Genomic DNA, 12,729 nt, shown 5'->3' with positions numbered 1-12,729 from the left:
TACATGCGTGGAGGTTATGCATCTAGTCCGGCGACTTCTCCAATAACATAGACAGCGGGCGGTTTAATCTCCTGTGTGCGCATGGTGCTGGCGAGGGTCCCGAGTGTGCATTTATAGGAGCGTTGTTGTTCTGTGGCACCTTCTTGAATTATCACCACGGGAGTGGAAGCCGGTCGGCCACCGTCGATAAGAGCATCGGCAATAGCTGGCGCGTTTTTCACGCCCATAATAACGCTCAATGTTCCTTGTGTTTGTGCCAGTGCACTCCAGTTGTTGAGGGATTCCGGATGCTGGGGTGGTACGTGTCCGGATACCACGGTAAAGCTGTGAACGAGTCCTCGCTGAGTAATAGGGACACCGGCAAGTGCTGGTACAGAAACAGCGCTTGTTACTCCAGGGATCACTTCACAAGCAATTCCTTGCGCTGCGCAAGCCTGTAGTTCTTCAAAGCCTCGACCAAAGATGTACGGGTCGCCGCCTTTAAGCCGAGCGACTCTTTTCCCTAATTGTGCATGGTGTACGAGCAGCTCGTTGATTTTCGATTGGGCTACTTGCCGGCCGTATGGAAGCTTGGATACGTCGATGATCTCTTTCGCGGTGACGTCGCAAAGCTTGTCCAGCTCCGACGCCGGGCCTAAATGATCCGCCAAAATTACGTCCGCTGTTTGCAGCCGACGCATCCCTCTGACAGTAATCAGGTCCCATGCTCCTGGCCCTCCGCCGATAAGTGAGACTGGGGCCTGCCATTGATTCTGCTGGGAAGTCATGAAGAACAAGTTTAAACAGTTAATGCGCTTAGTCCTATTTGGGTTCCTTATAAGGAAAAGATAATAGGTAGAGGGTCACGGTACGGTAGTAACTATGCCGTATCCCACGTTTCTTCATACCTTTGCGGAGCATCTTCCATCGCTTGCAGTGCCCCACCGCGCCTGCGAGTGGCCGGACCCTCAGCTGGTTGTTTTTAATGATGAGGTGGGAGCAGCGCTCGGCATTACGCGGGAAAATATATGCGATGTGCTCCAGGCAGAGGGGCATGCACAAGCGTATTCCGGGCATCAGTCTGGTAATTTTGTTCCGTTGCTTGGCGACGGAAGGGCGCTTCTGGTCGGGGAGCTAACTGCAGAACAACATCTCTGTGGAGAGGCCCCTGGTGCGTCTTTGCTTTACGACGTTCATCTCAAAGGTTCTGGGCGGACAGTTTTTTCTAGAGGCGGTGACGGCCGGGCAGCCCTCGGCCCCATGCTGCGTGAGTATCTTGTTTCTGAGTCTCTTCATGCCCTCGGTGTGCCTAGCAGCAGATCATTAGCCGTGATAACAACCGGCGAAACCATACTGCGAGACCGTCCGCAACCGGGAGCCGTGCTCGTTCGGGTTGCTCCTAACCATTTGCGAGTGGGAACGCTGCAATTTGCAGCCATCAATGGTGCTGAGGTTCTTCGTGATACCGTGCGCTATGCAAGTCATCGGGTGCTACCCGAACCTAGCAACGACGAGCTGGCAAATGCCCGGGAGCTTTTGCACCAGTCTGTCCTATCGCAGGCACGCTTAATAGCTCAGTGGATGAGGTTTGGTTTTGTCCATGGTGTGATGAACACCGATAACACCACATTGAGTGGTTATAGCATCGATTTTGGGCCCTGTGCTTTTCTAGATACTTTTAACCCGCATGCAGTATTTTCCAGCATTGATCATGAAGGCCGCTACGCTTATGCAAAGCAGCCTGCTATAGCTGGGTGGAATCTTGCACGCATGGCTGAGACGCTGCTTCCATTTATCGGTATGGAAGCAGCCAGGGAAGAAACCGATAGTTTCGCTTCCCATTACCGTACCGCTTGGTTAGAGGAAATGGCACAGGCTGTAGGAGTAGACCCCCACGCCCCTGATGCAGAAAAACTTCTTGATGCGCTACCAGAGATTCTGACCCATCATGATGCAGATCTCACGACTTTCCTACGCAGTTTGAGCGATGGTACAACATCGCAAGAGTTCCCCTGAGCAAGACAATGGTACGCTACCCGTGACGCGTGCGGAGCTATACCCCCGCACAATCCGGTGTATATTCCCAGGAATCACCTCGTAGAGGAAGCTCTACTACAAGCAGAAAGAGGAGACCTGTCACATTTTCAAAGGCTTATTGCGGCCACCACCACTCCTTTTATCCGTCAAGACAACAATACAGATCTCGAAGAGCCTGGTCCTAAAGACTCGGCACCCTATATCACTTACTGCGGTACATAAAAGCGCCCAGGATATCTGGACTTGAAGCTAAGTCCGTTGGGATAGGAGCAGCATTGTCTCCGTATCATTAAGCATCGCCTGGTTGAGTTTGCGCACCGCATCTTCACTATCAAAGTGCACTCCGATAAGCACGATCTCATTACTTGGTTCCAGGCCGGCTTGCTGCCAGTAACCAGCGGGCACAATGCGTAGATCAGGCCCCGCTTGATGCCATACTTGAACCATATCGATCCGATCAGATACCCAACAGTGTCCTTTGGAGCGCACTAGTCCAGAAATTGAGTGCAATGCCTGGATGAGCCGCTCGCGATCAAAAGGCCTGTCGCCCCGAAAGACCACCGAGCTAATCCCATATTCTTCCGTCTCAGGGGTGTGGGGATTGGTCAGCTCATCCACGTATCCCTGATAAGTCCGAGCTGTTGCCTCGTCATAGGCCATCGCTCCCAACAAATCAGAAATAGCCGATCTCGGCTCACCTTCTTCTGGAATAACGCGGCCGTCGATAAGCTTTTCGACGCTCGCACGCGGATTCATTCTACGCACCAAAGCCACGGTCGCCTCATAACGCTCTGCAGGCACCAAATCCGCTTTGGTTACATAGATACGGTCTGCAAATTCTACCTGGTCTACTAGGAGATCAGCGATTGTACGATCGTCTTCAGGAGTAGCTCCGAGGTCGCGGTCTACCAAATAGGTCTTTTTTGAGATGTATTCCAGAAATTGGGTAGCGTCTACAAGCGTTGCCATCGTATCGATCGGAGCTACGTCCGCCAAACGCGTCCCATCTTCCCATTCCCATTCAAAAGTGGCAGCGACAGGCATGGGCTCCGATATACCCGTTGATTCGATCACAATGTGGTCATATTTTCCCGATCTAGCTAATGACCCCACTGATTCCACAAGATCATCGCGCAGAGTACAGCAAATGCAGCCATTGGTAAGCTCAACAAACCTATCCTCGCCGCGCTCAAGGTGCCCCTCCCCAGCTATGAGAGCTGCATCGATATTTATTTCAGAGAAGTCGTTAACAATCACCGCAATTTTGCGGCCTTCACGATTACCTAGCAAATCATTGAGAAGAGTTGTTTTTCCTGAGCCTAGAAATCCGGATAATACTGTGACTGGAGTAGATGAGAAAGACATTCACTAATGAATACCTTTTTCATCTAGCTTCCGCAAGCCACCCGCCCCGCCATAACTTAGTTCACAAGAATGCTGGACTCTCGCGCCAGCAGGCTCTCTTTTATCTTGATGCCATAACGAAAGCCGCCAAGGGTTCCATCACTCCGAACGATACGATGGCAAGGTATAAATAGCGCAACAGCATTCATTGCACACGCGCTAGCAGCAGCTCGCGCCGCTTTTTCATTACCGCATCGCCCCGCATACTCGGCGTAAGTCAGAGTCTCTCCAGGTTGGACCTCTCGCAAAACATCCCACGCGCGCATACGGAAAGGCCCCGAAAGTTGCTTGACGGGAATCTGCTGCACACCGTCCGCGCTACCCGCGTAATAAGCAGAAACCGCTGCGCTAGCATCCTGCAACACAGCATGCGCATCATCGACTTCAACACGATCAATTACTTGGCCGTCTGCCCCTAACGCAAAATCCTTGTGCACAAGAGAAAATAATGCCGCAATATCGTCAGTCCAACCACTAGCCAGCACAAAACCACTATTTCCTATGATGCTCAAGGCTCCATCAGGCGTTGTGAGCGTCAACGCCTGTGGCTTTTCACTTGCATGCATCAACAAACCTTCTCACTGCCCGAGGCACAGACGCTGGATGAACATGAAGATAACTGGCATGAATATTACCGCGTACAAATCCTTCACGCGCCGCTGCTCCGTCCCAGGTGCGCCATCCCCATGCGGACTCCCATCCCAAGGCATCGTCCTTTGTCAGAGCCGTATGGTGAAATTCATGCCCGGTGACGCGTTCACCAGCACGGTACATCACAGAATCACTCAGCGCCACGGCTTCCCGGTAGCCCAAAGTAAGACGACGCTTCATTGCAGCTTGAGCAGTAATAATCCCGAGCATCCGGTGTCCGTCAAGGGCATCTAGGAGCCACAAAAGTCCCGCACACTCAGCATGGACTGGCATCCCTTGATCAATGCGGTTTACGATGCTGCGCTGTAGATCCTTCCTGTTTGCCAATACTTCGCAATACTCCTCCGGAAATCCTCCCGGGATAATTAATCCATCGCACTCCGGCAGATCATCGATCAGAGGATCAAAAGCAAGAACCCTTGCCCCAGCCGCTTCCAAAAGCTCCACGTGTTCCGCATAAGTGAATGAAAATGCAGGTCCACCTGCTAACGCGATTCTTGGACTCCGCTCAGAACTGAGATGACCCCCCACTACCGCCCTAGGGTCCCATGCAGCACCTGTAAACGTACAGCGTGCAAGAGAAACCAGGGCGTCAAGATCAACATGATGCTCCACCATTGCAGCCATTTCCGAGATAACAGAACGAGCCTGACTCAGCTCCGTAGAGGTGACCAGACCAAGATGTCTCGAGGGAACCTCTGCATCATCGACACGAGGAATTGCGCCTAAAACCGGGATGCCCACAGCTTCTACCGATTCCCGACACACCGCAGCATGCCGATCAGTACCAACCTTATTCAAAATCACACCGGCTACTCGCACGGCATCATCCGCAGTGGCAAATCCGCGAACCACAGCGCCTACAGATTGACTCATACCGCGAACGTCAACAACCAGAATAACGGGAAGTCCCAGTTCAGCAGCAATTTCCGCGGTGGATCCTTGAGCACGAGCATCCGCAGTATTTGCCCCTTCCGTTATGCGACCGTCGAAAAGCCCCATAACTCCTTCGACCACCGAAATATCTGCTCCTTGTGCACCGTGCGCGTAGAGCGGGCCCAAAGCAGCTCGGCCGCACATTACAGAATCTAGGTTTCGCCCCACCCGTCCTGCGGCCATCCCGTGGTACCCCGTATCAATGTAATCGGGTCCGACTTTAAACGGTGCAACCACCATACGTTGAGCCAAAGCAGCTATCAGGCCTGTGGCGATGGTTGTCTTGCCCGATCCGGAGGAGGTTGCAGCAATCACAACCCCCGGTACTGCAGCTACCATTCGATTCCTTTTTGACCTTTACGTCCTACATCCATTGGATGCTTTATTTTTGTCATCTCGGTAACAAGATCGGCTGCCTCTATAAGCTTCGGATCTGCATCACGTCCGGTTATCACAATATGTTGAGTACCAGGGCGGTTCTTCAGAGTGTCTACAACGTCATTTACATCAATCCAACCCCATTTGATGGGATACGTGAACTCGTCGAGAACATAAAAATCATGTTCTTGCGCCGCTATCCGGTTTTTTATCTCTGCCCAGCCATCTTGAGCATCACGAGCATGATCTTCATCAGCGCTCTGCTTCTTTGTCCAAGACCAGCCTTCCCCCATTTTGTGCCACTCTACGGGCCCACCTATACCAGAATCTTCATACAACTTTCCGAGTTGTTTAAAGACGGCTTCTTCGCCGACTTTCCACTTAGCAGACTTTACAAACTGGAAAACCCCTATATTCATCCCTTGATTCCAAGCTCGCACAGCCATCCCAAAGGCAGCCGTCGATTTCCCTTTCCCCTGTCCTGTATGAACAGCAGTGATAGGCAACATGCGGCGCTGACGCGTGGTTAAACCGTCATCGGGTATAGTCGCGGGATCTACTTTCCCCTGAGGCATAAGAAGATCTCCCTCCTTGCTTGAATTGATATCGGAAGACATATCGATTCTACTTGCCCAAGGTGTCATCTCACGCACTTTTTCAAGTTTCTCACTCAGGCTGTGGCTCACACTACGTTTATCGCTCCGGCCACAGACTCTGCATTCAACTCTTTAAGCTGAATACAAATCCCTTCAAGATGACCAGCTAATTCCTGCGCGAGTCCGAGCTTCACGCGTCCCGACTTCTCACAGTCAACTACCACCGAACCAGCCAAATCACTACGTGCGATGGTCTGAGCAGCTGTTCGCAAACCAACAAGACCAGAGGCTCCGGTGGCACGTCCATCTGACAGCACGACCAGAAGAGCACGACGCCCAGGTTCTTTTACGTGCTCTCTACGAATCACGTCATGGGCGAGTAAAAGCCCCTCACCCAACGGAGTCCGGCCGCCCGTAGCTACCTTTTGCAAACGGCGCACCGCAACATCAATTGAACCAGTAGGAGGCAACACCAACTCAGGAGCGGCTCCTCGTACGGAAATCACAGCAACCTTGTCCCGACGCTGGTACGCATCCCGAAGCATCGATAAGACAGCACCAGTGACTGAAGCCAATCGATCTCGAGCCGACATGGACCCTGAAGCATCAACGACAAAAATAATAAGGTTTGATTCCATACCCCGCCTTAAGGAACCCCGCAAATCCTCCGGCCGGAAGTCAATCATCTTTCCCCGTAATCGCGCCCCTCTATCAACCGCCGCGAAAATGGTACCCACAAGGTTCAGACCATGCCCAAAACGCAATGGACGAACATCTCCTCCATGGGAGGAATAGGCCTTTGAGCGTCGCCCTGGAACTCCCCGCTCACCTATGCCCTTGCGTTTAAGCACCCGTGGAGCGAAAGGGAGCGCCAGTAGTAGCGCATTCCTCCTGACCGTCACTGGTGGGCTGCTCAGATTGAGTCTCCGAAGACTTGTTCTCTAGTGTATGCTGCTCTTTTTCCTCTTGAGGCTCTTCCGCTTTATCACTGGCGTCAGGGTGCTGATCCCGGGCTTTTTCCATTTCTTGATCCAGCTGTTCCTGGTCTAGGCCAGGCTCATCGAATGGGTCTCTGCGACGGCGATGCGGCAAGGCCAACTCTGCGGCTATCCGGATATCCTCATCTTCAACCATTGAAGCTCCGCGCCAGGCAGCATGTGCTAGCGCAGTTCGAGCGATAACCAAATCAGCTCTCATACCGTCCACGTCAAATGCTGCACACAAATGTGCGATCCGGTTCAGATTAACGTTAGAAAGTTGTAACTGCTGCACTCGTTGTTTCGCCTTCTGTATTTGCAGCGCCGTCGATGCATCCTCATGGGACCACGCTTGAGCAAAAGATTGCGGGGCTGATTCGAAAGCAAGCCGACGCCGCATTATTTCTGCTCGTACATCAGTGTCTTTGGACGCCATAACGTCAACAGCCAATCCGAAACGATCAAGCAATTGCGGCCGCAACTCGCCTTCTTCTGGGTTCATTGTCCCCACGAGCACAAAGTTGGCAGGAGAAGAATAAGAAATGCCATCCCGTTCAACTGTTACTTGCCCCGTTGCCGCCGCGTCTAAGAGCGAATCGACGAGGTGATCTGCGAGGAGATTTACCTCATCGACGTACAACACCCCACCGTCTGCTTGACTAAGCAAGCCCGGGTTATAGCGAGCTTTTCCGGTGGTCAAGACTGTCTCCATATCCAGGGACCCCACGACTCGATCCTCTGTGGCACCGATAGGGAGATCAACTAAAGGGGCTTCTCCTAGCAAACGCGCAAAAGCTCGCACCGTAGTGGTCTTCGCTGTTCCCTTTTCCCCGCGGATAACTACACCACCAATACGCGGAGAAATTGCGCATAAGAGTAATGCCAGTCTTAATCGCTCCTGCCCTACTACTGCAGAGAAAGGATATAGTGTGCGTCCACAGGTGCCCATAATGCCTCAATATCTCCTAGAAAATAACAAAACCTAGCAGTGCCTTTTTCATTAAAGCACCGCTAGGATTCGTTTTAAGACTAAAACCTACCTAACACTGAAAACTAACCAGTCAGTCTTTATCAAGCTGCAGCGTTGTCTGGGTATAATTCCAGATCTCCTCAAATAGCCGCTTATCTGTGGAAAGTTTAATTCCGTAGGAAGGGATCATCTCTTTAATCCTGTCTCCCCACTCAACCATGCAATGTCCAAAGCAACGCTCAAGAACCTCCAACATCGCAGCTGGCGCAATAGAAGCCCCTGGCGATGCACCAAGAATACCAGCGATAGATCCATCTGCTGAGTTAATAAGGGAAGTGCCAAAAGCCAGCGTGGAGAATCGCGGCCCAACAACAGGCTCGATAGCCTGTACGCGTTGACCTGCCGTAACTAGCTCCCAATCTTCATCACGAGCATTAGGCATGTACTCACGCAGAGACTCCATCCGGGCAGCTTGGTCCTTTAGTACCTCAGTGATGAGGTACTTGGTTAGTCCAAATTCCTGAGCCCCAACGCCTAGATAAGACATGAGGTTTGTGGGATGGATAGACTTAAAAAGATCGAGGTACGAGCCCTTCTTTAAGAATTTTGGTGTCCATCCCGCATAAGGACCAAACAACAGGCCTTTTTCCCCATCAATAACGCGGGTATCCAGGTGCGGTACTGACATCGGGGGCGCACCGATAGATGCTTTGCCATAAACTTTCGCCGAGTGTTGCTCGATGATTTCCTGGTTAGTACAGCGCAACCATTGACCCGATACCGGGAAACCGCCCCAACCACGTATTTCTGCGATTCCAGACTTCTGGAGAAGCGGAAGTGCCATTCCTCCAGCGCCCACAAAAACAAAGTTGGCACGAACAACCTGAATATCTCCGGTATGAACGTTTTTGACTTTGATCTTCCATTTACCACTATCGCGGGTAATGTCTTTGACCTCATGTCCATAACGGATATTGGTGCCATTAGCCTCGGCAGCTTTGAGGAACTGGCGAGTCTGAGACCCATAGTTAATATCAGTGCCGGCATCGGTCCAGGAAATCGCGATTTTTTCAAATTCACTGCGCCCATCAGCCATTAACGGGAGCATCTCATTGAACACGCTACGGTCGTCCGTATATTGCATGTTGGGGAATAATGGGTGGCTAGCTAGAGCGTCGTAACGCTTTTTCAAATAACTAACCTGCGATTCACCACGGGCAAAAGAAACGTGCGGTACAGGGTTAATCCACTCGTGAGGATTCGGGAGAACCCCTTGGTTAATTTGATAAGACCAGAACTGGCGAGAAACTTGGAACTTTTCATTTACACCCAGAGCCTTATTGATCTCAATACGCCCGTTAACTTCCGGTGTGTAGTTCAGCTCACACAGAGCCGAATGTCCTGTTCCCGCATTATTCCATGGCGAGGATGACTCTTGAGCAGGTGCGTCAAGACGCTCAAAGAGAACCTGAGACCAGCTAGGTTCAAGTGTGCGGAGCATAGCGCCCAGGGTGGCACTCATGATACCGCCGCCGATCAGGGCAACGTCTACTTCGTCCGTGACGCGTTGCGCGTTGGTGGAATCTGCCATATTCAATCTTCCTTGAGTTTTACGTTTCCGCATTTCCCGGATTGTTCACAAACTAAAAACACAGCCACGCTGAATTTCTTCAGTTCACTAGAAAACAGCTTACGCCTGATCCATTGGGGGTAAGAAAAAGAGAGCACGTATCAATGAAATACAGCTACAAAACAGTATTTCTTTACCCCCGATCACCCCCTATATCAAACACCAAGCACGGTAAATAGGGTCGCCATCATACCCACACAATATAAATAGGCAGACGCACTCTCAAACAACTTCCCTTTAACAATATAGTCAGTACCCCTCATGCAAACCCTGTTGCACTTTCGTCATCGCAAATCCCATTATCATCGCATACCCCGCCTTCAGCCATGCCTACATTTGTTCCATATCTACACCGCAAAAAAGAAGTTAATTCCTAGATTGAGGTAATGCCTTCCACACTGAGTCCGGCTTTGTAATATTTCACTCTTTGCGCTCCCGCCTAGGGCTTCATCCGATCTAATCTCATAAACATGAATCTTCACTGGGACACCGACATACTCGGACGTGATTACCAATGCGCCTCTTTCAGCCTCGGTAGCGATCCCGTGCCTGAAGGCAATGAAGGTGAGATCTTTGGCAGCCTGGTCCGCCATCTTCCCCACGGGGAAAACACAGAGCAATACAACAGACGGCCTGCTTTGCTTTTTGTACATGGCATGACGGATTATTTCTTTCACCGCCATGTTGCAGAACACTTTTACGCTCAAGGCTTTGCCGTATACGCCTTAGACCTAAGAAAATGCGGTAGGTCGCATCGCAAAGGTCAAACATGGCACTACGCATCTCACCTCAGTATCTATTTTCAAGAACTTGATATTGCCGCGCAGACCCTGTTGCAAACGCATCCCACAATCGTCCCCATTGCCCACTCAACAGGCGGACTAATCGTGTGCCATTGGCTTAATTATCTACGGATCTCAAATCCCCTCACCCTTGCCAGGTTTCCCGGTGCAATTTTAAATAGCCCCTGGTTGAGCATGATGGCTCCTGCCCCTACAGTCCGGATTGCGCGCCCATTGATTACCATGACCGCTAAAATCAGACCTCGCGTCGCACTGAAGACAAGATCGTCTTCTGTCTACGGAAAAAGTTTGCATATTCACGGTGACGGCGAATGGGATTACAACCTTCAGTGGAAACCTTTTGAGGGCCACAAAAAATTTGTTGGTTGGGTGGCAGCCGTGGATAAGGCACAACGGCTTATCCATCAGGGCCGCATCAATTGCGGTATCCCATTACTGTGTTTAAGTTCAGATGCTTCTGCATCGGCGTTACCTCTCGCAGCCCATGCAGATGCAGTGATCAACGTAGAACATATCAGTCAATGGGGACCTCACCTCTCTGAACACGTCTCAATTCAGCCCATACCGGGGGCAAAACACGACGTATTCTTATCTAGCCGCGCCCCTCTTGCCCAAGTATTCCAAACCTGTGACCGATGGCTAGATGCTGAGAAACCTAAACGGTAGAAGCGTTAAAGAATGCCAAAGTCTCATAACTTTTATCTGTGCTATGCAGAGCCTGGCGCATTTTTACAAGGCTTTGATCTAGAAGACCATATGGAAGGTTAAAGTTTTTTATTATTATTTCTTATTTGCAATGGAATGCGCGTACGTTATTTTGCGTTGGACTTTAAGACGCACGCACCAGACTAAGGCAAAAATAGCGCTTTTACCTTTTGCGTTTGCCAATTACGCTACTTCTATTAGTAGGTAGCAGTCATTAATGCATCTTCCATGCGTTATTTTTGAAGAAAGCGAGTAATCCTTGAGCGAGCAGGCCCACAAACACTACGATTTGATCATTATTGGCACAGGATCCGGAAATTCTATTCCGGGCCCTGAGTTTCACGATAAGTCCATTGCAATAGTAGAAAAGGGAGCCTTCGGCGGGACATGCCTCAACGTTGGTTGCATCCCAACAAAAATGTTTGTGTACGCCTCTGAAATCGCTTTAGCAGTACGAGAGTCTGAACGCTACGGCATTTCAGCCGAGGTTTCCGCCGTGGATTGGCCGTCTATTGTCAATCGGGTTTTCCGTGACCGTATCGATCCCATTTCCGCTTCTGGTGAAGAATACAGACGCGGCCCAAAGACTCCCAATATTGACGTCTACGACCAGCACGCATCTTTTGTAGCGCCGAAGACCATACGCACAGGTCAAGGAGACAAAGAAGCTATTATCTCTGGTGATCGTATTGTCATAGCTACTGGTTCTCGTCCATTCATCGACCAAAAAGTCATCGACTCAGGCGTGCATTATTACACCAACGAGACCATCATGCGTTTAGAATCCTTACCCACGTCTATGGTGGTGATGGGCGGCGGATACATTGCCATGGAATTTGCTCATGTCTTTGATGCTCTCGGGGTGAAAGTTACCGTAGTAAACCGTTCTCAGAAGCTCCTGCGACAGCTTGATTCCGATATTTCTGATCGATTCACTGAGATCACTAAAGAAAAACTAGATTGCAGGCTAGGCCGCACTATCCAATCCATCACAGAAAACGACGGAACGGTTACGCTTACTTTGGATGATGGATCCACAGCAGAAGGAGAAGTCTTCCTCGTAGCCACCGGCCGTATCCCCAATGGCGACCTCATGGACCTAGATAACGCTGGCGTAGAAATGGATGGTCGCCGGATTAAGGTTGACCAATACGGACGTACCACGGCTCCTGATGTTTGGGCTTTGGGCGATGTATCCTCACCGTATTTGCTCAAACACGTAGCTAATGCTGAAATGCGGGCAGTAAAACATAACCTTTTGCACCCAGAAGATCTTCAGTCCATGCCTCACGAGAATGTCCCGGCTGCGGTTTTTACCCACCCACAAATCGGAACAGTTGGTTTAACCGAAGATGAGGCTAGAGCCGCCGGATACAACATCACCGTTAAGATTCAGAATTATGGCGATGTTGCCTATGGTTGGGCAATGGAAGACACCGAACATTTTGTCAAACTCATCGCAGACAAAGATACCGGGCTGCTGCTGGGCGCTCATTTTATCGGTCCCCAGGCTTCCACGCTAGTGCAGCAACTCATTACCGTTATGGCCTTTAAACTTGATGTTCGTGATGTTGCCACTAAGCAGTACTGGATCCACCCGGCACTGCCAGAGTTAACAGAAAATGCCCTCTTGGGTCTTGATTTCTCTTAGCTTTCACACAGA

Annotated in this window: 10 protein-coding genes and 1 pseudogene; 3 read left to right on the top strand and 8 right to left on the bottom strand. The window is 50.7% G+C overall.

Annotated elements, in window-relative coordinates:
* Window positions 1-14: 14 nt before the first annotated feature.
* Complete coding sequence (cobA, locus tag CpATCC19410_RS06740; protein ID WP_013242143.1) at window positions 15-767, bottom strand: uroporphyrinogen-III C-methyltransferase; 753 nt, start codon at window positions 765-767, stop codon at window positions 15-17.
* A gap of 94 nt (window positions 768-861) precedes the next feature.
* On the opposite strand from cobA, the pseudogene CpATCC19410_RS06735 reads away from it, so the two are divergent.
* Window positions 862-2,238, top strand: a pseudogene (locus CpATCC19410_RS06735) (protein adenylyltransferase SelO family protein).
* A gap of 27 nt (window positions 2,239-2,265) precedes the next feature.
* Here CpATCC19410_RS06735 and CpATCC19410_RS06730 read toward each other — a convergent pair.
* The 7 genes from CpATCC19410_RS06730 to mqo form a co-directional block, all read right to left on the bottom strand.
* Window positions 2,266-3,381 (bottom strand): GTP-binding protein, encoded by a 1,116-nt coding sequence (locus tag CpATCC19410_RS06730; RefSeq protein WP_013242145.1) that lies wholly within the window; start codon window positions 3,379-3,381, stop codon window positions 2,266-2,268.
* Window positions 3,382-3,437: 56 nt separating this feature from the next.
* Window positions 3,438-3,986, bottom strand: coding sequence for a methylated-DNA--[protein]-cysteine S-methyltransferase (locus CpATCC19410_RS06725; RefSeq protein WP_014558735.1), 549 nt, complete (start codon window positions 3,984-3,986; stop codon window positions 3,438-3,440).
* Entirely contained in the window at window positions 3,973-5,346 is a 1,374-nt protein-coding gene (locus CpATCC19410_RS06720; protein ID WP_013242147.1) for a cobyrinic acid a,c-diamide synthase CobB, read from the bottom strand. Before CpATCC19410_RS06720 ends, CpATCC19410_RS06725 begins: the two co-directional genes overlap by 14 nt.
* Complete coding sequence (cobO, locus tag CpATCC19410_RS06715) at window positions 5,340-5,960, bottom strand: cob(I)yrinic acid a,c-diamide adenosyltransferase (protein WP_014522734.1); 621 nt, start codon at window positions 5,958-5,960, stop codon at window positions 5,340-5,342. Before cobO ends, CpATCC19410_RS06720 begins: the two co-directional genes overlap by 7 nt.
* Before the next feature lie 107 nt (window positions 5,961-6,067).
* Window positions 6,068-6,832: a vWA domain-containing protein gene (locus CpATCC19410_RS06710; RefSeq protein WP_014401244.1), complete on the bottom strand. Its 765-nt coding sequence runs from the start codon at window positions 6,830-6,832 to the stop codon at window positions 6,068-6,070.
* The gene (locus CpATCC19410_RS06705; RefSeq protein ID WP_013242150.1) at window positions 6,825-7,907 is read right to left on the bottom strand and encodes a magnesium chelatase ATPase subunit I; all 1,083 of its coding nucleotides are present in this window, start codon (window positions 7,905-7,907) and stop codon (window positions 6,825-6,827) included. Before CpATCC19410_RS06705 ends, CpATCC19410_RS06710 begins: the two co-directional genes overlap by 8 nt.
* 112 nt (window positions 7,908-8,019) lie before the next feature.
* Entirely contained in the window at window positions 8,020-9,519 is a 1,500-nt protein-coding gene (gene mqo / locus CpATCC19410_RS06700; protein ID WP_014401245.1) for a malate dehydrogenase (quinone), read from the bottom strand.
* A gap of 509 nt (window positions 9,520-10,028) precedes the next feature.
* On the opposite strand from mqo, the gene CpATCC19410_RS06695 reads away from it, so the two are divergent.
* Both CpATCC19410_RS06695 and mtr read left to right on the top strand, forming a co-directional pair.
* Window positions 10,029-11,027: an alpha/beta hydrolase gene (locus tag CpATCC19410_RS06695; protein ID WP_014522430.1), complete on the top strand. Its 999-nt coding sequence runs from the start codon at window positions 10,029-10,031 to the stop codon at window positions 11,025-11,027.
* A 298-nt stretch (window positions 11,028-11,325) separates the two neighbouring features.
* Window positions 11,326-12,717, top strand: a complete 1,392-nt coding sequence (mtr, locus tag CpATCC19410_RS06690; RefSeq protein WP_013242153.1) for a mycothione reductase — start codon at window positions 11,326-11,328, stop codon at window positions 12,715-12,717.
* Window positions 12,718-12,729: the final 12 nt, after the last annotated feature.

Source organism: Corynebacterium pseudotuberculosis, from assembly GCF_002155265.1.
In the GTDB taxonomy this organism is placed as follows: Bacteria; Actinomycetota; Actinomycetes; order Mycobacteriales; family Mycobacteriaceae; genus Corynebacterium; species Corynebacterium pseudotuberculosis.
This window is presented reverse-complemented; position numbering and strand designations above follow the sequence as displayed.

Coding starts and splice junctions, on each gene's coding strand:
- cobO (WP_014522734.1), bottom strand. CDS start 5,960: ATGCCTCAGGGGAAAGTAGATCCCGCGACTATACCCGATGACGGTTTA.
- cobA (WP_013242143.1), bottom strand. CDS start 767: ATGACTTCCCAGCAGAATCAATGGCAGGCCCCAGTCTCACTTATCGGC.
- CpATCC19410_RS06725 (WP_014558735.1), bottom strand. CDS start 3,986: ATGCATGCAAGTGAAAAGCCACAGGCGTTGACGCTCACAACGCCTGAT.
- CpATCC19410_RS06695 (WP_014522430.1), top strand. CDS start 10,029: ATGAATCTTCACTGGGACACCGACATACTCGGACGTGATTACCAATGC.
- mqo (WP_014401245.1), bottom strand. CDS start 9,519: ATGGCAGATTCCACCAACGCGCAACGCGTCACGGACGAAGTAGACGTT.
- CpATCC19410_RS06730 (WP_013242145.1), bottom strand. CDS start 3,381: ATGTCTTTCTCATCTACTCCAGTCACAGTATTATCCGGATTTCTAGGC.
- CpATCC19410_RS06705 (WP_013242150.1), bottom strand. CDS start 7,907: ATGGGCACCTGTGGACGCACACTATATCCTTTCTCTGCAGTAGTAGGG.
- CpATCC19410_RS06720 (WP_013242147.1), bottom strand. CDS start 5,346: ATGGTAGCTGCAGTACCGGGGGTTGTGATTGCTGCAACCTCCTCCGGA.